The following is a 19,879-nucleotide window of genomic DNA, read 5'->3' as shown; positions in this document are numbered from 1 at the left end:
GGGATAACCTGCTGTAAATACGAGAAAAAGGAGCGTGCAGCCGCGAGTCCGTGCGAGATGCGCGCAGCCTGGAAAAACTAAAACATCAAGGCTTGGCGAGCTGACATGGGAAGCAGGGACAATCCACCTCCCCATGAGCTGCGACCCTTTGAATCCCCCGGCAGACGCTGCCGCAGGCTGCGGCAGCGCTTATAGGCTGGATTGTCAGAGCCGGCGCTTGCGGTTGAGGCTCGGGATGGTGGTCTGCGGGATTTCCAGGTGCTGAGCCTGGCTGCGGGTGTTGGCCGCCAGTGCCGCCAGTGTCGGCTGACTGAACAGCGAACGTGCGTCGGTGTGTAGCCCGGTCTGACGCATGCGCGCAACGAGGCTCACCGCCAGCAACGAATGCCCGCCCAACTCGAAGAAGTTGTCGTGGCGCCCGACCTGATTGACGTTGAGCACCTCGGCCCAGATCCGCGCCAGTTCGGTTTCAACGTCGCCTTCGGGCGGCTGATAGGGCCGATTGAGTACCGCCTCGGCTCCTGGCTCCGGCAAGGCCTTGCGGTCGATTTTGCCGTTAGGCGTAAGCGGCAGAGCGCCGAGCAGGACGAAAGCTGCGGGCACCATGTACTCCGGCAAATGCGCCAGTATCTGGGCACGCAAGGCTTCAAGACTCGGCGCTTCAATGCCCGCGCGCACGGTATACCAGGCGACCAGTCGCTCATCGCGCACCATCACCACCGCCTCACGCACCGCCGGGTGCTCGATCAGCCGCGCCTCAATCTCTCCCGGTTCCAGGCGCAGACCACGCAACTTGATCTGGAAGTCGTTGCGCCCCAGGAACTGCAAATTGCCGTCAGCGGCGTAGCGCACCAGATCGCCAGTGCGGTACAGCCGATCACCGGCTACAAACGGGCTGTCGATGAAACGCTCGGCCTGCAACTGTGGCAACCCCAGATAACCCCGCGCGACCCCGACGCCGCCAATGTGCAACTGGCCGTTGACGCCGAGCGGCACCGGTTGGTCGTGCTCATCGAGAACGTACAGCCGAGTGTTGCCGATGGCTTTGCCGATTGGCAGTTCGATTGCCGGAACCGGCATATGCGGCTCCAGCGTATACGCCGTGCTGTCGACCGTGGCTTCAGTCGGACCGTAGACGTTGTGCAAGCGCACCCAAGGCAGAAGCTGGCGCGCACGTTGGGCCAGAGCGGCGGTGAACTCGCCACCTCCGCAGAATATGTCCGTGAGACTGGTGCACTGTCCTGCGTCGTCCTGCTCCAGAAACTGTTGCAGAAGCGCCGGCACGAATTTGATCACGCTGATCTGCCGATCGCGGATTTCTTGCGTCAGATAGGCCGGATCACGATGACCGTCAGGCCGTGCCAATACCAGCCGTACGCCGGAAGCCAACGGCCAGAAAAACTCCCACACCGACCCATCGAAACTGAATGGTGCTTTTTGCAGTAGCGCGCTATCCGACGTCGGAGGGCAGATTTGCGAGCCCCAATGCACCAGATTGCACAAACCACGGTGTTCCAGCATCACCCCTTTTGGCGTGCCGGTGGAGCCCGACGTATAGATCATGTACGCCAGGTTTGAGGCACTCAGGCCTGGCACCTGCAAGTTACTCTCGCCGTTGTACTGCCAACTGCCACGATCGAGATCAATCAGCGGCACATCGTGCTCACCGAGCAGCTCGCGGGTAGCGGCATGCACCAGCACGGCGACCGGCGCGCTGTCCTGCAACATGTAACGCAGGCGTTCCAGCGGATAGTCCGGGTCAAGCGGCACATAGGCCCCGCCCGCCTTGAGGATGCCGAGCAGACCGACCACCAGATCCAGTCCACGCTCGACGCAGATCGCCACGCGCGTATCCGGCTGCACGCCTTGTTCGCGCAGATGATGCGCCAGTCGGTTGGCGCGTGCATTGAGCTCGCCGTAAGTCAGATCTCCTTGCTCGGATTGCAGCGCGATAGCATTCGGCTTGAGACGAACCTGTTGTTCAAACAACATCTGAAGCGGCTGCTCCAACGGGCAAGCGACCTCGCTGGCGTTGAACTCGACCAGCAACCGCTGCAACTCGTCGACCGGCAGAATCGGCAGGCGATTCAAAGGCCGTTGCGGTGCCTGCTCCAGCGCTTCCACCAGCCCGGTCAAAGCTGCGTGCACATATGCGCAGATCCGCTGCGCACCAATCTGCGCGACAGTTCGGGCAGTCAGCCGCAGATCGCTGCCCAGGTCATCCACGCTGAGCGTCAGCGGATAATTGGTGCGTTCCTCATTGGCCAGGGTTTCAATGCCTTGCCAGGTGTGAGGTGACGTATCTGACAGCTCACTCGGGTCGGTGTGACGGTAATTGAGCAATGCACTGAACAATGGCGACGGCGATGCCACACCACTACAGCGCTGCGCCAGTGCCAGCGAGGCGTGTTCGTGCCCGAGCAGCGCGGTCAACCGCGCATGGGTCGCCTGCACTCCGTGCAAAACGGCCGCAGCAACATCGATGCGCAGCGGCAAGGTATTGATGAACACCCCCAGTGCGCGGTCGGCCCCAGCGCCGCCCTGCATGCGCCCCATCAGCACGGTACCGAATACCACTTGCTCTTGACCGGAAGTCGCCGCCAGCACCCGCGCCCAAGCCAAGTGAACCAGACTGGCGACACTGACGCCGGCCTGCCGCGCCTGAGTGCGCAAGCGTTGATACAAACCCTCATCGAGCATTTGCCGAGCCTCATCGATACGGCGACCATCGCCCTGCACTTCCTGCAAACCGAACGGCAGCGTTGGCTCATCGATATCCGCGAGCATCTCGCGGAAAAACGCCTCGTGCTCCTGCTCGCTGACACCCAACCGCGCCTGCGCCACATAGTTGCGATAGGGCACCGGCGCTGCCAGCGGCTGAACCTGCCCGGACAGACTGGCCTGCATCTCGCCGCGCATCACTTCCAGCGCAACGTGATCCATCGCCAGATGATGAAACAGCAGAATGCCAACCACCCGGTCGAGCGCCGGATCACGGGCATACACCAGACGAATCATCGGTGCCTGGCTGACGTCGAGGCGATAGCGCCGGGCATCGAAGCGCGCGTGCAACTGATCGATGATTGCGCCGTCGGCAGGGTCGAGAAGCACTTCCTGAACGGGCAGAATTGCCTCGCGCCACACTACCTGCACCGGGGTAGTCAGGCCCTCCCAGACCACGGCGGTGCGCAGAATGTCATGCCGCACCATGACCCGACGCAACGCCTCGGCGAAGGCCTCGACCCGCTCGATACTGTCGAACGCCAGCCGCGACTGCAGCAGGTATGGGTCACCCTGCGCTGCGGTGATGTGGTGGTAGAGAATGCCTTCCTGCAAGGGTGCCAGGGGGTAGATGTCCTGCACGTTGGCAGCGCCGCCTGGCACCGTGGCGACGACACAGTCGATGGTCGGCTGATCCAGCTGCACCAGCGTCAACAGGTCCGGAGTAATGCGTGTGCAATCGCTTGCGATACGATTTTGCGGCACCACGACCTCACGCCCCGTGCCCACCGAAGCGGCCAGCGCCGCGAGCGTCGGCTTGCTGAACAGCACCCGCACGTCGCTGCTCAGATCGAGCTGTCGCATACGTTCGATGAGCATCACGGCCATCAGTGAGTGCCCGCCCAGCTCGAAGAAATGGTCATGGCGACCGACCCGCTCGACTTGCAGCAATTCGGACCAGATCTGCGCCAGCGCTATTTCTACTGCGCCCTGCGGCGCCTCGTATTCGCGGCGGATCAACGCCTCCGGCCCCGGCGCCGGTAGAGCCTTGCGATCAAGCTTGCCGTTGGCGGTCATCGGCCACGCCGTCAGGCGCACATAAGCGCTCGGCAGCATGGCGCTGGTCAGACGGGTTTTCAGGTGGGCGTGCAATGAGTTGATGTCGAGCGGCTCATGCTCGATGAACCACGCCAACAGTTGCCCGTCGCGCACCTGCACCACCGCTTCCCGCACGGCGTCATGGCTGCCGAGCGCGGTTTCGATCTCGCCGAGTTCGATGCGCACACCGCGAATTTTCACCTGATCGTCATTGCGTCCCAGATAGTCGAGGTTACCGTCGGCACGCCAGCGCGCCAGATCACCGGTGCGATACATACGCGCCTGCGGTTCGCGACTGAACGGGTCGCGCAGAAAGCGCGCGGCGGTCAGTTCCGGTTGATTCAGGTAGCCCCGGGCAACTCCGGCGCCGCCGACATACAACTCGCCGGTAATCCCCATCGGCACTGGCCGTTGTCGATCATCGAGCAAGTACACCGTGGTGTTACTCACGGGCTTGCCAATGTGCAGCGCCTGACCGGCGTCGATCCGCCCCGAGGTCGCAACCACTGTGGCTTCGGTCGGCCCATAGTTGTTGATCACTTCGAAGGACTGCTGTCGGTTGAACTGACGCAGGCGATCACCGCCGATCAGCAGCGTACGCAGGGTCGGGTGGTCGAGTTGTTTGCCAAAGGCATACTCGGCGATCGGCGTTGGTAAAAAACTGACGTCCAGCGGTTGCGCACGCCACCAGTCGAGCAGCGCGTCGATGTCTTCGTTGCCGCCAGTGGCGGGCGCCAGATGCAGGGTCGCGCCCACGCACAACGCCGGCCAGACTTCCCACGCCATGGCATCGAAACCGAAACCGGCGAGGCTTGAGGTGTGCTGACCGGCGCGCAGATCGAAGGCGTCACAGTGCCAATCGACCAGATTGCCCAGTGTCCCATGCTCGACCATCACCCCTTTGGGCAGGCCGGTAGAACCGGAGGTATAGATCACATAGGCGAGGTTCGCCGGGGTCAGCCCGGCCACTCGCGGGTTGGCAAGGTTGTCGGCCGGCCAGTCGCGCAGATTCAGATCGATCACTGGCACATCCAGTTTCGGCAGACGTGCGCGCAAAGCGCTTTGCGTCAGGACGATAACCGGTGCGCTGTCGTTGAGCAGATAGTTCAAACGCTCGGCGGGGTGCGCCGGATCGATCGGCACATAACCGGCTCCGGCCTTGAGAGTCGCCAGCAAGCCGACCAGGGTGTCGAGTCCACGGCGGGCCACCAGCGCCACGCGATCATCCGGCTGCACGCCGTGCTCGAGCAGGCGATGTGCCAATGCATTGGCCTGACGATTCAACTCGGCATACGTCAGCGGCTGTCCTTCTTCAACCGCCGCCAATGCCTGCGGTTGTTGCGCCGCTCTCGCCTCGAAACGCTGGACGATGGTCAACCCTTGCGGATAAATGACGCGAGTGTCGTTCCATTGCTGCAGCAGCGCGGTTTCTGTCGGCGAGAGCAGGCCGAATTCGGTCACGTGCAGTTGCGGGTTTTCCAGACCTTGCTCCACCACCGACAACAGCCGCTCGGCAAACGCCTCGACTTCACCTTCCTCGAAATACATCGGGGAGTAGGCAATGTGCAACCAGGCCTGTTCGTCGAAACGGTTACTGCGCAAATAAATAGCCAGCGGCGCAGCCTCCTGATGATTGGAAACCTTGACCACGTGACCCCGTGCCTGGCCGTAGATATGCTCTTGATCATCCAGTTCGTAAGAAACCGTCAGCTCAAACAGTTGCGCGCGATCCTCGCGCAGCAAGCCCAAGGCGCGGTTCATCTCGCTCAGGGGAAACCGCTGATGACGAAAGTTCTCTTTCAGTTCATCGCGAATTGCCCTGACCAATTCGGCGAATGTGAGGTCGCGACCAAACCCCATGCGCACCGCACTGACCTGGGTGAACAAGCCAACGGTCGATTTGAATCGGGCGCCAGACCGGTTGAGAATCGGCATCCCCAACACCCATTCGTCACGCTGTGCGGTTCGGCTGAAATACACATGAAGCGCCGCCAGCAGCACATGAAACGCCGATGCGCCAAGTCCCTGGCCGAGCTGTTTCATGCGCTCATGCAGCACGGCGGGGAACGTCCGCGCCACGATCTGACTGGACGGCGCATGCCCGGCAAAGCGCTCCTGATAACGCGGCACCAGCAGGGGTTCGGGCAGGAGGCGGTATTTGTCCAGCCAGTACGCGCGATCCTGCGCGTATCGGGGTGACTGGTAATAACGCGCATCGTCCTCGATAAAATCGACGTAGGACAGCGCGGTGTCAGGTGCCTTCTGATCGGCGTCTAGCGCGTTATAGATGGCGGCCAACGACTTGATCATCTCGGCGAAGCCCCAGCCGTCGACGATCAGGTGGTGAGCCAGGATGGAGAACCAGTGCAGATCGTCATCGAACCGGATCAGCAAAAAACGGTACAACGGACCGCCGTCCAGCGCGAACGTCTGGTCGATCCGCTCCTGAATCAGCGCTCGCGCCGCCGCTTTTGGATCTGACTGGCCAGAGACATCCCACGTCATCAGTGGCCCCGGCATCGATGGTGCAAAACGTTGCCGTGGCAGTCCGTCCGCGCCGGCACCCGGCAACAACTCGATTCGCATCGCGTCATGCAGGCTCACCAGATGGCTGAGCGCCGCCTGCATCCGCGCGGGATCCAGTGGGCCGGTCAACTCCATGTATCCACCGATGTTGTACAGCGGCGAGTCACCCCGGCTCAATTGATCGAGCCAGATGTCCAGCTGTGCGGCGGTCAGGGGAAAGGTCGCGGGTGAAACGGACGAGGTGTCCGCCGCATAGGCAGAAATAGGCGGCATAAGATCCTTCTCATGAGATTTTGCCCGTATTCAAGCATCGGCCCCGGCGCCGACATGACACCCGAAACCCGGACAACCATTGCCCCCCTGCGCGCACGACAGTGCTTATCGGCTTTTTCGCATAGGTCCTGTCTAAGTTTTCGGAGAGAAAATACTGAAAAGCTTGTAGGAAAAGAACCACATGCCAATGCTGCCATTTGCCCCAGCTTCAGCAATCGAGGAACGCGATCTGCCGACTTTCCGGGCCCTTGCAATGACTGGATGGTCACGGTGAACGACTTTCCAGCCATCCCCCCCGTCAGAACCCCGGCGCCAACGTTCAGAAATAGTGGCACTTTGTGTCCCCGGATTCCCCTACAGACGTAGGACAAATCCATAGGCTTAAATCCCGCTCCAGATCATGTTCAAGGAGAAATGGCTGGGTGGGTGGCTTTTACATAGAAGGCAGACGATTCAGTGATGGCTCTGTACCAGGGATGACAAGGATATGAATCTGACCGGCAGCATTCGCAATATGGAAAACCCGCACTTCTACTGGCAATTGGGGGAACTGATTGCAAGCACGGGCGATGATCACTTCGCCACGAACATGTTCCAGTTGGTCGACACGCTGGTGCCGGTCAACCGGGTCGATCTCAGCGAGTGGACGCTGGATGAGCGTCAGGCCAGTGTGGTCGAGATCAAGCCGCTGGGCAGTGCCGGTCTACCGCAGACGTTCCCCCCGCCCGATCCGCTGGAGCGTCCTGACGATCATCCGTTGTTGCAGAAAATGATCGAGATGAATGACTCGCTGTTGATTCAACTGAAAGCCTCGCTACTGCCCCGACATCCGCAGCACAGCGTTCACCAATGCAATCTGGTGTCGCGCACGTCCAACCGCCGCTGTGTCATTTCGTTCTACCGCCCGCACACCCAGCGGGTGTTTTCGCTGCCGGAGCTGTCGTTTCTCAAGAGCCTGTCCGACACCCTGCTGCCGCTGATCGAACGCCATGCGCAGATCAGTCGGCAAACCCTTTCCAAACAACCGCGCTTACCCTCGGTCAATCTCGATAAAGCCCCCCTTGCACTGGTTTTCGATGAACGCCTGATGTTGAGCGGCGTGGTTCTATCGGCGCGAGAGAAAGAAGTCTGCCTGGGCCTTTTGACCGGCGGCACGGTGCCGCACATGGCGCAGAAGCTGCAGGTCAAGAACAGCTCGATCGAGACCTACCTCAAACGCGCCACGGCCAAGCTTGGGGTCAGTGGCCGGCATGGTTTGGCGAAGTGGATGGCCGGAGCCTGATCTGGACTGAGCGTGTGAACGCCCTTTTTGAGGCTCCTCTTTCACGTATGAGGCTGTTCGATGTCCACCCTGCGAATTTCACTGCTGACCATGGCCATGCTGATGGGCGGCTGTTCTTTGATTCCCGACTACCAGCGCCCCGCTTCGCCCAGTGCCGCGCAATACCCGCAAGGCCCACAGGCTGCAACGACCAACGAAGACTGGCGCACGCTGTTCAACGACCCGGCCCTGCAACAGTTGATCGAGAGTGCGCTGGTCAACAACCGCGACCTGCGTGTCGCCGCGCTAAATGTCGAAGCGTTCCAGGCGCAATACCGCATTCAGCGCGTCGATTTGCTGCCGGCGGTGTCGGCCAATGCCAGCGAATCGCGGCAACGCCTGCCGCCGAGCGTGACCAAAAGCAAAGCGCTGATCAACTCGACTTACGCGGTCAATCTCGGCGTCAGCGCCTATGAGCTGGATTTCTTCGGCCGCGTACGCAGCCTCAGCGAGCAAGCGTTGCAGACTTGGCTGTCAACCGAAGAAGCACGGCGCAGCGCGCAGTTGAGCCTGGTGGCCAACGTCGCCAACGCCTACCTGACCTGGCGTGCCGATCAGGAGCTGCTGGCACTGACCCGCGAGACCCTCGCCGCCGATCAACAGAGCCTGCGCCTGACCACGCGCAACCGTGAGGCCGGTAAGTCGTCGGCACTTGAGCAGGCCCAAGCGAAAACCAGCGTCGACACCTCTCGAGCCAATCTGGCGCGCTATCAACGTCAGGTCGCGCAGGACTTGAACAGCCTGACCCTGCTGGTCGGCACGCCGGTGCCCGAGTCCCTGCCCGCGCGGCCGCTGGCCAGTGATCTGGTGCAACAACTGCCAGCAGGCCTGCCGTCAGACCTGCTGCAACGGCGTCCGGACATTCTTCAGGCCGAGTACAAACTCAAAGCCGCCAACGCCAATATCGGCGCGGCGCGGGCGGCGTTTTTTCCCAGTGTCAGCCTGACTGCCAATGCCGGTACCTCCAGTCGTGATCTGTCTGGCTTGTTTGGCGCAGGCTCCGGTGCCTGGACGTTCCAGCCGCAGATCAGCCTGCCGATTTTCAATGCCGGCAGCCTGCGCGCGAGTCTGGATTATTCGAAGTTGCAAAAAGACGTAGCGATCGCTGAGTACGAAAAATCGATTCAGACGGCGTTTCAGGAAGTCGCCGACGGCTTGGCGGCGCGCAGCACTTATCAGCAACAACTGCAAGCGCAGCGCGATCTGGTGCAAGCCACGCAGGATTACTACGACCTGGCGCAAAACCGTTACCAGAACGGCGTCGACAGCAGTCTGGTGTTCCTCGATGCCCAGCGTTCGCTGTTCAGTTCGCAGCAAGGTCTGATCACGGATCGTTTGGCGCAACTGGTCGCCGAGGTGAACCTGTACACCGCGCTGGGCGGTGGCTGGCGTGCTGCGCAGGAGGCTGTTCAGTAAGCACTCGTCACTTTTTCTTACACCTTTTGTCGCCCTGCGACACCCTGTCAGCCGATCGAAAACCGACTCGCCGGTTCAGTTTGGTATCATGCGCCGCTTTTACGGTTAACCCCTCGCCAGTCCTGTCGACTGACGGGCTGCAAAAGGCGGTATTAGATGACGGCTTTGTTGACTCGCCGCAAGGTACTTGCGGGAATGGGCGTACTCGGGCTCGGCCTGCTCGCCGGCTGCGACACCCGCGGCCAATTGTCGTACAAGTACGGCAAGGATCTGAGTAACAAGATCATGGGGCGCACCTTCAAACTGAAGAACACCGACGGCGAAACCATGACCCTGTCGAGCTTTCGCGGTTTGATGCCGATGGTGTTCTTCGGTTTCACCCAGTGCCCGGCAGTCTGCCCGACCACCCTGGCCCGCGCGGCCAAAATCAAGAAACTAATGGGCAAGGACGGCGATCGCTTGCAGGTGATCTTCATCAGCCTAGACCCCGAGCGCGACACGCCAGAAATCCTCGACGCCTACATGAAAGCCTTCGACCCGACGTTCGTCGCGCTGTACGGCACGCTTGAGGAAACCAAGGCCACCGCCAAGGAATTCGACGTGTTTTTCGAGAAGGTGCCGGCCGGCGACACCTACACCATCTCGCACACCGCCACCAGTTACGTCTTCGACTCGCGCGGCGAACTGCGCCTGGGTCTGTCCACCTCACTTTCGGCAGAAGAATGCACGGAAGATTTGCTTACTGTTATGGAGGTTTGCTGATGCACCCCGTTCTGAACAACATCAAACGCGCCGTATTCGCTCTGTCCCTGCTCGGCCTCGCCTCCCAGGTCTCGGCACAGACCAAAGTCGACGACGCCTGGGTACGTGCGACCGTGCCGACCCAGTCCGCCAGCGGCGCGTTCATGACCCTCACCGCCGACACCGACAGCAAGCTGCTCAGCGTCGCGACCCCGGTAGCCAAGGACGTGCAGATCCACGAAATGAGCATGAAGAACGACGTCATGACCATGGGCCCGGTGAAGTTCGTCGAGCTGCCGGCCGGCAAAGCCGTCAAGCTTGATCCAAACGGCTACCACGTCATGCTGATGGGCCTGAACGGTCAGTTGAAAGAAGGCGAAAGCGTGCCATTGACCCTGACTGTGGAAAACGCCAAGGGCGAGAAAGAAACCGTTGAAGTGAAGGCCGCCGTGCGTTCGCTGACCAACATGGAAGGTCACGATCACAGCAAGATGCATTGATCTGACTGAGCGGCAATAAAAAAGGTTCTTCACGGAATCCCGGGAAACACAGAAACAAGAACGCCGATTTGATTGATGATGTTCGTGCGAGCAAACACATCTAACAAACCGGCGTTCTTATGCACGATATTAATACTTTCCTTCCTTTTTGGGAGGGCTTTTCTGTCGTCACGATCAAGCCTGATGGTGATGCCCTCCAGATCGATCTGACACCCCACGCCACCCGATTCCCTTCCTGTGGTGGGTGCCAAAAACCCTGTTCAACCACGCATGAGTATTGCCAGCGAGTCATTCGTGATTTACCCATTCTCGGTCGCGCAGTACGCCTGAGCGTTTTGCTCCGACGCGTTGGTTGCCGCGACTGTGGCAAACGCATGGAGGCCGTCAGTTGGCTGGATCGCTATGCCCGTATGACACGGCGTCTGGCAGAGGCGGTCATTCAAGCCTGTGAACGCCTTCCCACGTTGCACGTAGCGCAGATGTTTGGGCTGCATTGGGAGACCGTTCGGGTGCTGGAGCGTCGAGCCTTGCAAGCAGCATTGAGCGTTTTGCCAAAGGCGCAACCGCGACGCTTGGTGATGGACGAGTTCGCATTATTCAAAGGTCATCGTTATGCCAGCGTTGTTCTGGACGCGGATACGCGACGGGTGCTGTGGATCGGCGAAGGCCGCAGCCGGGCGGCGGTCAGGCCATTTTTCGAAGAGCTGGGGCCAGAGGGGTGCGCCCGAATCGAAGCGGTGGCAATGGACATGAACACCGCTTTTGATCTGGAGGTTCGTCAGCACTGCCCAAAAGCGCGAGTGGTCTACGATCTTTTCCATGTGGTGGCCAAATATGGCCGAGAGGTGATTGATCGGGTTCGCGTCGACGAAGCCAATCGACTGCGTCACGACAAGCCGGCCCGAAAGGTCATCAAGCAAGCGCGTTGGCTGCTCCTGCGCAACCCGCAGAACCTGAAAACACCGGAGCAACAGGTCCGCTTGGAGGATTTGCTGGCGGCCAACCAAGCGTTGATGACGGTCTACTTGATGAAAGCTGAACTCAAAACGCTCTGGACGCCAAGTACCGCCTGGGGCTGGAGATCAGCCTGGAAGCAATGGCTGCGCCACGCTGATGAAAGCGCGATACCGGCTCTGATCCTGTTCGCCAAACGGCTAAAGGGTTACTGGCGGGGAATCGTCAGCCGGGTTCGCTGGCCGATGCACACGGGGCAGTTGGAAGGCATAAACAATCGAATAAAGGTTATCAAACGGATGGCGTACGGTTACCGGGATAGCGAATTCTTTTTCATGAAAATCAAGAGCGTCTTTCCCGGTAATCCGTGAAGAACCATAAAAAAGGGGCGGCCTGATCGATGATCAGGCCGCCCCTTTTTGGGTTTGGGAAATCGGTTTTTGTGGAAAGCAGGCTTTACATTAAGAAAATCTTTCGCAATTATGTAAAGGGTATTTTACATAGGAAGTAAGCATGAACCGGTATTACCTGGAAATGGGCGCAGCACTGATCCTTTACACGGTGACGTTGGTCGCCTCACTGGTTGCCTCGCAATACCTGATGGATGCCAACATTATTCTGCGCTCAGCTGTCGCGCTGATGCCGATCCTCCCGGCAGGTTTGATGTGCTGGGCCATCGTGCGCAACATGCGCCGCATGGATGAAATGCATCTGCGCATCCAGTTCGAAGCGCTGGGCTTCGCGTTTGCCGCTTCAGCGCTGCTGACCTTCAGCTACGGTTTTCTGGAAAACGTCGGCGCGCCGCACATTCCATGGACTTGCGTGTGGCCAGTAATGGGCTTGATGTGGATCCTCGGCCTGCAAATCGCCCGACGTCGCTACCAATGAAAAACCGCCTCAAGGCACTGCGCGCCGAGCGCAAATGGTCACAGGTCGATCTGGCTGAAAGGCTCAACGTGTCACGCCAGACGATCAACGCCATCGAAAACGAACGCTACGATCCGAGCCTGCCGCTGGCGTTTCAGATTGCCCGGGCGTTTGAGTTGCCGATTGAAAGCATTTTTGATGATGGCTTGAACTGAGCAAAAGTCGGTGCAGGCGGATTCCAGTTTCGGTTAAACAGCCTGAAACAAAAAAACGCCTGCACCGATTCGCCGCCGTATCCCGGTTAATTGTCAACCCCCCCCTGACTGGGCCCTAGCCCAGTGCCCACGCTTACAAGTCCGCCCGACATCGGATCACCTTCAAGTTTAAAAGGCGATCAGACCGCTGACCCTTGGTATCATCGCCCACACTTTTTTGACGATTTAATGACTGGAAGGTCTTTTTTTGTGAGCGCTCTTTTTCGCTGGTTGCGGCAGCCGCATGCCCGCCTGTTCTCTCTGATTCTGCTGGTACTGATAGTGCCGGTGTGCCTGCGCGCGACGCTGGGCTGGTCGACACCGCTGGGCTATTTGTCGGATCTGGCCATTGGCAGTGCGCTGGTGGTTTTGCTGCATCGCCGGGCATGGTGGCTGGCGATGCCGGTGCTGGTGTTCTGGGCGCTGTTGGCGGTGGCAACGGCTGAGTTGGTCAGCGCCGTTGGCCGTTTGCCGAGTCCTTCCGATCTGCATTACCTGATTGATCCGCAATTTGTCGAAAACTCCACCGGTGGCGGTTTGGCGCACCCGGCACTGGGCACCACGTTGCTGCTGGCCTTGGCGTTCTGGCTGCTGACGCAGTTCACCGGTCGCGGCATTGTCCGCCCACCCCTGCCCCGCGCGTTCTGGAGCGCGCCATTGGTGCTATTTGCCGCGCACTGGGGCGCGCAGAACCTGTGGCCGAGCGAGGACGATCCGTGGCGGGCGTACAACTTGCCGCATCAGTTGCTGGCCACGCAGGTTGCTGATTTGCAGATCCAGGCCGAGGAATGGCTGGACGGCGATGTCGAAGAAGCCACGCCAGCGATGGCCGGGTTGACCGACGTCGATCTCAATGGCCACAAACTGCTGAGCGCCCCGGGTCAGGCGCGCAACGTGCTGGTCATCGCCCTGGAAGGCATTCCCGGCGCCTACATCCGCGCCAACCGCGAAGCCATCGGCAGCCATTATCAGGAAGACCTGATGCCCAACCTCAGCCGTTGGGCCGAGCGCGGCATGAACACGCCGGATTACGTACTGCACACCCACCAGACCATTCGCGGTCTGTACGCCATGCTCTGCGGCGATTACGACAAGCTCAACAACGGTACGCCCAAAGGCGTGGAAATGCTCACTCAGCAGGAGCGCAATCAGGCTTGCCTGCCGGCGCAACTGCGCGAACATAGCTTCAGCACCCACTACCTGCAAGGCGCCGGCCTGCGCTTCATGGCCAAAGACAAGATCATGCCGCACATCGGCTTCGATGCGACCCATGGTCTGGAATGGTTCAGCAACGCCAACTATCTGGAGTTCCCGTGGGGCAAGGATGACAAGGCATTCTTCGAAGGCGCGCTGGATTATGTCGGCCAATTGAAGAAGCACAAGCAACCGTGGATGCTGACGTTGCTGACCGTGGGCACGCATCAGCCCTACTCCGCACCGGAAGATTATCTGCAGCGCTACGAAACACCGAAACAGGCCGCGGTCGGTTATCTGGACGATGCGCTGGATCAGTTCCTCAGCGGGCTTGAACGCCAGGGAGTGTTGAAAGACACCCTCGTGGTAATCACCTCGGATGAATCCCACGGTATCGACGGCGTGCGTCTGGCCTCCTCCTGGGGCTTCAACCTGACGCTGGCACCCGAGCATGAACAACTGCCGCGCCTCAACGCCGGGGTCTATGGCCACGTCGATCTGAGTACTTCAATCCTCGATTACTTCGACCTGCCGGTGCCGACCGCGCTGAGCGGTCGCTCGCTGTTTCGCGATTACGATTCCGGTCGCGAAATCATGTCGTTCACCAACGGCAAACTGCGCTATCACGACGGCAAGGGCATCTTTTCCGAATGCGACATGCCGCGCCGCTGCCGCTACTACGAAAGCGCCGGCTTCATCGCCGAAAGCGCCACGTTCAAGGGCTCCTACAGCGGTCAACGAGCCCGGCAGATTGCCGCCCGCGCCAATGCTCTGGATCTGTCGCTGCTGCGCACCCCGCTCAATCAGCGCTATCAGTTCGGCAGTAACAATGTCATCGCGCTGCAAGCGCAGATCAATGACGACTGGGCCGACAACCTGATCGGCGCGCAATACCTGGAAATGCCCAAGGGCTCACACACCCGCGTACGCCTGACAGTGCGCTCGGTCGATCCGCAGCAGGCGGCGTACATCCAGCTCAAGGCCAAGGAGTTTGAACAGGACGTGCAGCTGGGATTGCCAGCGGAAATGGTTGCCACAGCGGATCAACCGCTGGAGATGGATTTCAGCTTTGATAATCCGCAGCAGCGCAAGGCGTTCTCGTTCCATTTGTTGGGTTATGGCTTGGGCGCGGTTGAAGTAACGGACTTCAGTGTAATTACCGAAGTGCCGGGGCAAGAAGACATTGTCGACGATGTGCTTGAGGACGAGGCCGCGCAGTCGAGTTGACTGCGCAACTCCTACAGAGCAAGCCCTGACCGTGGGGACGTATCAAATAAATCCGTCCCCATCAAACTCGCGGATTGCTGATATCAAATGAAGCGTACACCTTCCGGCCATCCGGCAATATAAGATCAGCAGTTCCTGTCACGCCGAATCGATGTTCGCCATCTCTTTTAAAGGTAACGATTGCAAAACCTGACGCGACGGTACAACGTTTGCTATCGATCAGCACTTCCCACAACTGATGCCCTTGATAACAGGCCACTTCGTGCGGGCCGTCACCTTCCAGAGCTGTGGGAACTGTGAAGAAGACCCAATTCTTATTGTCTTCGTTCCCAAAAACAATATATTCCTCCTTTGCCTTATGAAATAAAACGAAGTCGCTCTGACAAAATGGCAGCATATCGAGAGTGGCACTCAATGTCCCGGCTGAGGACTTTTTTTTCAGCCAAAAACTTGCTGATTTGCTGGTTCATCGTTTTTGTTCCTTCCATTATTTGAGCTCTGAATTTCACCGCTGCAAGCTAAGTGATAAATGAACATTACATTTGTCGGGATATGGACTGGGGCCGATTGAGGTCACGGACAGTGTGATTGCAGAGGCGCAGGGGCAAGACGATCTGCTGGACGAAGTGCCTGCATATCAACTAAATCCATCCCCATCAAGCCACTTGCTTAGTAATATCAAACTCCCCGACAACTTGCCTTTTATCTTCCAAACTAAAATCAAAATTTCCACGCACACTGATGCGATGCTTGTCAAAAGTAACTGTGACGGTGCCTGAAGCGACAACATGATTGACACCGTCGATATTAACGGCCCACGTAAGCCCGTCAGCATAGTGGTTCACTACATGCGGCCCCTCGCCCACCAGAGAGCTGGGCACAGAAAAAACTACCCAATGATCATTACCGTCGTACCCCCCAATCAAATAATGTTTGTTCGCATCGTGAAAAGTAACACTGGTACTGTTCAGAAAACCCCTGTCATCAACAGAGGCAGTAAGCGTGCCCGACCCAAGTCTTCTTTCATTTAAAGCCATAATGTTTTCCTCCGCATCAAATAAATCCGCCCCCATTAAGCTGCTTGCTTGTTAGCAATATCAAACTCCCCGACAACTCGCCTTTTATCTTCCAAACTAAAATCAAAAGTTCCGCGCACACTGATGCGATACTTGTCAAAGGTAATCGTGGCGGTGCCTGACGCGACAAAATTATTGACACCGTCGACATTAACGGTCCACGTAAGCCCGTCGTCATAGTGGTTCACTACATGCGGCCCCTCGCCCACCAGAGAGCTGGGCACAGAAAAAACCACCCAATGATCATTACCGTCGTACCCCGCAATTAAATAATGTTTGTTCGCATCGTGAAAAGTAACGCTGGTACTGTTCAGAAAACCTCTGCCATCAACAGAGGCAGTAAGCGTGCCTGACCCAGGCCTTCTTTCGTTTAAAGCCATAATGTTTTCCTCCATGAGAGTTTCAAAGCAATTTACGAGGCACCACCCAATTCAAAAGTACGTTAACAACAACCGCTTAACCACTGTCATATATGACAGTCCTTTAATCGTATTTGATATAAAAACAACTTTAGATATTCCCAATACTAAAATCGAGAGCCCGCAAGGGCCGGTGGAAGTATCGGGTTATCAGCTGACGCGTCCGTGACGCAAAAACCTTGTTCCTGCGACCATTCATCCGAATGACTGCAGCACCTGTAATTTCTGACAGTATCCCTCCCGGCATCATTTTGTCGTGTACAGCCGTGGCAGTGTGGAAGCACATGTGGTGGTCAAAAATGCGCCGGGCTCGGCCACTTCGTTCAAGAAGAGGGTGAACTGCGATGTCAAGAAACCCGGAGATACCACCTGCCCCGAAGGATGAAGTGGCGAAGCTGACGGGGAGTCGGTGAAAGGTTCTGCCTATCAGCCTCCAATAGCCGGGCTATTAGCCGACTCGCCAAGTCGGGTCTAGCCTTACAAGTCCGAAGTCGGCACGAGCCGGCCGTACAAGACCTGATAAGGACTCGAACATGGCAAACGAATCGAAATGCCCGTTCAACCACGCCGCCGGTGGTGGTACGACGAACCGTGACTGGTGGCCGAATCAACTCAACCTGAAAATCCTCAGCCAGCATTCGCCCAAGTCCGATCCGCTGGGCAGGGACTTCGACTACGCCAAAGCCTTCAAAAGCCTGGACCTCCAGGCCCTGAAACAAGACCTGCGCGCCCTGATGACCGACTCCCAGGACTGGTGGCCGGCAGACTTCGGCCATTACGGCCCGCTCTTTATCCGCATGGCCTGGCACAGCGCCGGCACCTATCGCACCGCGGATGGCCGCGGTGGCGCCGGCTCCGGGCAGCAACGGTTTGCCCCGCTCAATAGCTGGCCCGACAACGTCAGCCTCGACAAGGCCCGCCGCCTGCTGTGGCCGATCAAACAGAAATATGGCCGCAACATCTCCTGGGCCGACCTGATCGTCCTCACCGGTAACGTCGCCCTGGAATCCATGGGCTTCAAGACCTTCGGCTTCTCCGGCGGACGCCCTGATGTGTGGGAGCCAGACGAAGACGTCTACTGGGGTTCGGAACACGAATGGCTGGGCGGCGACAGCCGTTACGGCAAGGACAAGTCTGCCATGCAGGAACCCGGTGACGGCACACTGGTGGCTGAACCTGACTTGCACGGTAAAGAGGAAAGCCGCACCGATCAGGGCGAACGCAATCTGGAAAACCCGCTCGCCGCCGTACAGATGGGCCTGATCTATGTGAACCCGGAAGGCCCCGAAGGCAACCCCGATCCGGTGGCCTCGGCCCGCGACATCCGCGAAACCTTCGGCCGCATGGCCATGAACGATGAAGAAACCGTGGCACTGATTGCCGGCGGTCACGCCTTTGGCAAAACCCACGGCGCCGGCCCTGCCGATAACGTCGGCCCCGAACCGGAAGCCGCCGGACTGGAAGAGCAAGGCCTCGGCTGGCGCAACGCCTTTGGCACCGGCAAGGGTGGCGACACCATCACCAGCGGCCTCGAAGTGACCTGGACCACCACGCCGACCCAATGGAGCAACAACTATCTGGAAAACCTGTTCGGTTTCGAGTGGGAACTGACCAAAAGCCCGGCCGGCGCGCACCAGTGGCAACCGAAGAACGGCGCGGGGGCCGGCACCGTTCCGCATGCCCACGACCCGAGCAAAAAACTCTCGCCGACCATGCTCACCTCCGACCTGGCGCTGCGCTTCGACCCGGCCTACGAACAGATCTCCCGGCGCTTCCTGGCCAATCCCGATCAGTTGGCCGACGCTTTCGCCCGCGCCTGGTACAAACTGATCCACCGCGACATGGGCCCGCTGTCGCGCTACCTCGGCCCGGAACTGCCCAACGAAGAGCTGCTGTGGCAAGACCCGATTCCTGAGGTCACTCATGCGCTGATCGACGACAACGATGTGTCCTCGCTGAAAAGCAAAGTGCTGGCCTCGGGGCTTTCTGTCTCGGAGCTGGTTTCGACCGCTTGGGCAGCGGCTTCGACCTTCCGTGGTTCGGACAAACGTGGCGGCGCCAACGGTGGCCGTCTGCGTCTGGCACCGCAGAAGTTCTGGCAGGCCAACCAGCCAGAGCAATTGGACAAGGTGCTGAAGACCCTTGAGGGGATTCAAAACGAGTTCAATGGTGGCGCATCGGGCAAGAAAGTCTCGCTGGCGGACCTGATCGTGCTGGCGGGCAATGCCGGGGTCGAGCAAGCGGCGAAGAATGCCGGGCATTCGCTCAGCGTACCTTTCACACCAGGGCGCGCGGACGCGACCCAAGAGCAAACCGATGTTGACTCGTTCGGCTTCCTTGAACCGATTGCCGATGGTTTCCGCAACTACAGCAAAGGCAAATACCGGGTTTCAGCCGAAGCACTGCTGATCGACAAGGCACAACTGCTTACCCTCTCCGCCCCGGAGATGACTGTGCTGCTGGGTGGTTTACGGGTGTTGAACACCAACGTCGGTGGAACCCGTCATGGTGTGTTCACCAGCCAGGCCGAAGCGCTGACCAACGACTTCTTCACCAACCTGCTGGACATGGGTGTGGAGTGGAAGCCGACCTCGCGGGATGCGGACGAGTTCGAAGGGCGCGACCGCAAAACCGGCAGCGTGAAGTGGACGGCAACGCGGGTTGACCTGGTGTTTGGGTCGAATGCGATATTGCGGGCGTTGGCGGAGGTGTATGCCAGTTCGGATGCGAAGGAGCAGTTTGTTAAGGACTTTGTGGCGGCGTGGACGAAAGTCATGAACCTGGATCGCTTTGACCTGAAGTAACTGAAAACGCAAAAGCCTGTGGGAGCTGGCTTGCCAGCGATTGCGGAAGATCATTCAACTTTGATGTTGGATCTGACGCCGCCATCGCGGGCAAGCCCGCTCCCACATGGAATGATGTTGGGGACTAGATTTGTGTCTGGACACAGTCAGGGTGGGAGTGGGCTTGCTCACGAAGGGGGCGATACATTCAACATCGGTGTTGCCTGACATGACGCCTTCGCGAGCAAGCCCGCTCCCACATGGGAATGATGCTGGGGACTAGATTTGTGTCTGGACACAGTCAGGGTAGGAGTGGGCTTGCTCACGAAGCTGGCAGCACATTCAACATCGGTGTTGCCTGACCTGACGCCTTCGCGAGCAAGCCCGCTCCCACATGGGAATGATGTTGGGGACTAGATTTGTGTCTGGCCACAGTCAGGGTGGGAGTGGGCTTGCTCACGAAGGGGGCGATACATTCAACATCGGTGTTGCCTGACCTGGGGCCTTCG

14 protein-coding genes are annotated in these 19,879 nt (G+C 59.0%); 9 read left to right on the top strand and 5 right to left on the bottom strand.

Annotated elements, in window-relative coordinates; genetic code table 11:
• Positions 1 to 204: 204 nt before the first annotated feature.
• Positions 205 to 6,618 (bottom strand): non-ribosomal peptide synthetase, encoded by a 6,414-nt coding sequence (locus ATI02_RS30535; protein ID WP_100848240.1) that lies wholly within the window; start codon positions 6,616 to 6,618, stop codon positions 205 to 207.
• Positions 6,619 to 7,105: 487 nt separating this feature from the next.
• On the opposite strand from ATI02_RS30535, the gene ATI02_RS30530 reads away from it, so the two are divergent.
• From ATI02_RS30530 to ATI02_RS30515, 4 genes are all read left to right on the top strand, one after another.
• Positions 7,106 to 7,900: a helix-turn-helix transcriptional regulator gene (locus ATI02_RS30530; RefSeq protein ID WP_100848239.1), complete on the top strand. Its 795-nt coding sequence runs from the start codon at positions 7,106 to 7,108 to the stop codon at positions 7,898 to 7,900.
• A gap of 60 nt (positions 7,901 to 7,960) precedes the next feature.
• Positions 7,961 to 9,355: an efflux transporter outer membrane subunit gene (locus ATI02_RS30525; protein WP_100848238.1), complete on the top strand. Its 1,395-nt coding sequence runs from the start codon at positions 7,961 to 7,963 to the stop codon at positions 9,353 to 9,355.
• Positions 9,356 to 9,511: 156 nt separating this feature from the next.
• On the top strand, positions 9,512 to 10,117 hold the full coding sequence (locus ATI02_RS30520) for an SCO family protein (protein WP_095190135.1): 606 nt from the start codon (positions 9,512 to 9,514) through the stop codon (positions 10,115 to 10,117).
• The gene (locus ATI02_RS30515) at positions 10,117 to 10,596 is read left to right on the top strand and encodes a copper chaperone PCu(A)C (protein WP_095190136.1); all 480 of its coding nucleotides are present in this window, start codon (positions 10,117 to 10,119) and stop codon (positions 10,594 to 10,596) included. Before ATI02_RS30520 ends, ATI02_RS30515 begins: the two co-directional genes overlap by 1 nt.
• A gap of 29 nt (positions 10,597 to 10,625) precedes the next feature.
• Here ATI02_RS30515 and ATI02_RS32990 read toward each other — a convergent pair whose 3' ends face one another.
• Positions 10,626 to 10,847: a hypothetical protein gene (locus ATI02_RS32990; protein ID WP_238156214.1), complete on the bottom strand. Its 222-nt coding sequence runs from the start codon at positions 10,845 to 10,847 to the stop codon at positions 10,626 to 10,628.
• On the opposite strand from ATI02_RS32990, the gene ATI02_RS30510 reads away from it, so the two are divergent.
• The 4 genes from ATI02_RS30510 to ATI02_RS30495 all read left to right on the top strand — a co-directional run bounded on the left by ATI02_RS30510 (position 10,770) and on the right by ATI02_RS30495 (position 15,092).
• Positions 10,770 to 11,921, top strand: coding sequence for an ISL3 family transposase (locus tag ATI02_RS30510; protein WP_238156162.1), 1,152 nt, complete (start codon positions 10,770 to 10,772; stop codon positions 11,919 to 11,921). The two genes, ATI02_RS32990 and ATI02_RS30510, sit on opposite strands and share 78 nt — an antisense overlap.
• A 142-nt stretch (positions 11,922 to 12,063) precedes the next feature.
• The gene (locus ATI02_RS30505; RefSeq protein ID WP_100848237.1) at positions 12,064 to 12,438 is read left to right on the top strand and encodes a hypothetical protein; all 375 of its coding nucleotides are present in this window, start codon (positions 12,064 to 12,066) and stop codon (positions 12,436 to 12,438) included.
• Positions 12,435 to 12,632 (top strand): type II toxin-antitoxin system RelB family anti-toxin, encoded by a 198-nt coding sequence (locus ATI02_RS30500; RefSeq protein ID WP_095190138.1) that lies wholly within the window; start codon positions 12,435 to 12,437, stop codon positions 12,630 to 12,632. The genes ATI02_RS30505 and ATI02_RS30500 overlap by 4 nt, the downstream gene beginning before the upstream one ends.
• A gap of 249 nt (positions 12,633 to 12,881) precedes the next feature.
• Positions 12,882 to 15,092 carry an LTA synthase family protein gene (locus tag ATI02_RS30495; RefSeq protein ID WP_100848236.1) on the top strand — a complete coding sequence of 737 codons (2,211 nt, stop codon included), beginning with the start codon at positions 12,882 to 12,884 and terminating at the stop codon, positions 15,090 to 15,092.
• 61 nt (positions 15,093 to 15,153) lie between these two features.
• Here the strand turns inward: ATI02_RS30495 and ATI02_RS30490 are convergent, their stop codons facing one another.
• From ATI02_RS30490 to ATI02_RS30480, 3 genes are all read right to left on the bottom strand, one after another.
• A complete protein-coding gene (locus ATI02_RS30490) occupies positions 15,154 to 15,507 on the bottom strand; it encodes a hypothetical protein (protein WP_146166096.1) in 354 nt (117 codons plus the stop codon).
• A gap of 241 nt (positions 15,508 to 15,748) precedes the next feature.
• Positions 15,749 to 16,165 carry a hypothetical protein gene (locus ATI02_RS30485; protein ID WP_095190141.1) on the bottom strand — a complete coding sequence of 139 codons (417 nt, stop codon included), beginning with the start codon at positions 16,163 to 16,165 and terminating at the stop codon, positions 15,749 to 15,751.
• On the bottom strand, positions 16,165 to 16,548 hold the full coding sequence (locus ATI02_RS30480; protein ID WP_095190142.1) for a hypothetical protein: 384 nt from the start codon (positions 16,546 to 16,548) through the stop codon (positions 16,165 to 16,167). The genes ATI02_RS30485 and ATI02_RS30480 overlap by 1 nt, the downstream gene beginning before the upstream one ends.
• Before the next feature lie 572 nt (positions 16,549 to 17,120).
• Between ATI02_RS30480 and katG the strand changes: the two genes are divergently transcribed.
• Positions 17,121 to 19,391, top strand: a complete 2,271-nt coding sequence (katG, locus tag ATI02_RS30475; protein WP_100848233.1) for a catalase/peroxidase HPI — start codon at positions 17,121 to 17,123, stop codon at positions 19,389 to 19,391.
• Positions 19,392 to 19,879 lie beyond the last annotated feature (488 nt).

The organism is Pseudomonas baetica (assembly GCF_002813455.1).
Classification (GTDB): Bacteria; Pseudomonadota; Gammaproteobacteria; order Pseudomonadales; family Pseudomonadaceae; genus Aquipseudomonas; species Aquipseudomonas baetica.
The sequence above is the reverse complement of the archived record's forward strand: the minus strand, read 5'-3'. Positions and strand labels throughout refer to the sequence as shown.

Coding starts and splice junctions, on each gene's coding strand:
- ATI02_RS30530 (WP_100848239.1), top strand. CDS start 7,106: ATGAATCTGACCGGCAGCATTCGCAATATGGAAAACCCGCACTTCTAC.
- ATI02_RS30500 (WP_095190138.1), top strand. CDS start 12,435: ATGAAAAACCGCCTCAAGGCACTGCGCGCCGAGCGCAAATGGTCACAG.
- ATI02_RS30520 (WP_095190135.1), top strand. CDS start 9,512: ATGACGGCTTTGTTGACTCGCCGCAAGGTACTTGCGGGAATGGGCGTA.
- ATI02_RS30515 (WP_095190136.1), top strand. CDS start 10,117: ATGCACCCCGTTCTGAACAACATCAAACGCGCCGTATTCGCTCTGTCC.
- ATI02_RS30480 (WP_095190142.1), bottom strand. CDS start 16,548: ATGGCTTTAAACGAAAGAAGGCCTGGGTCAGGCACGCTTACTGCCTCT.
- ATI02_RS30535 (WP_100848240.1), bottom strand. CDS start 6,618: ATGCCGCCTATTTCTGCCTATGCGGCGGACACCTCGTCCGTTTCACCC.
- ATI02_RS30485 (WP_095190141.1), bottom strand. CDS start 16,165: ATGGGGGCGGATTTATTTGATGCGGAGGAAAACATTATGGCTTTAAAT.
- ATI02_RS30525 (WP_100848238.1), top strand. CDS start 7,961: ATGTCCACCCTGCGAATTTCACTGCTGACCATGGCCATGCTGATGGGC.
- katG (WP_100848233.1), top strand. CDS start 17,121: ATGGCAAACGAATCGAAATGCCCGTTCAACCACGCCGCCGGTGGTGGT.
- ATI02_RS30505 (WP_100848237.1), top strand. CDS start 12,064: ATGAACCGGTATTACCTGGAAATGGGCGCAGCACTGATCCTTTACACG.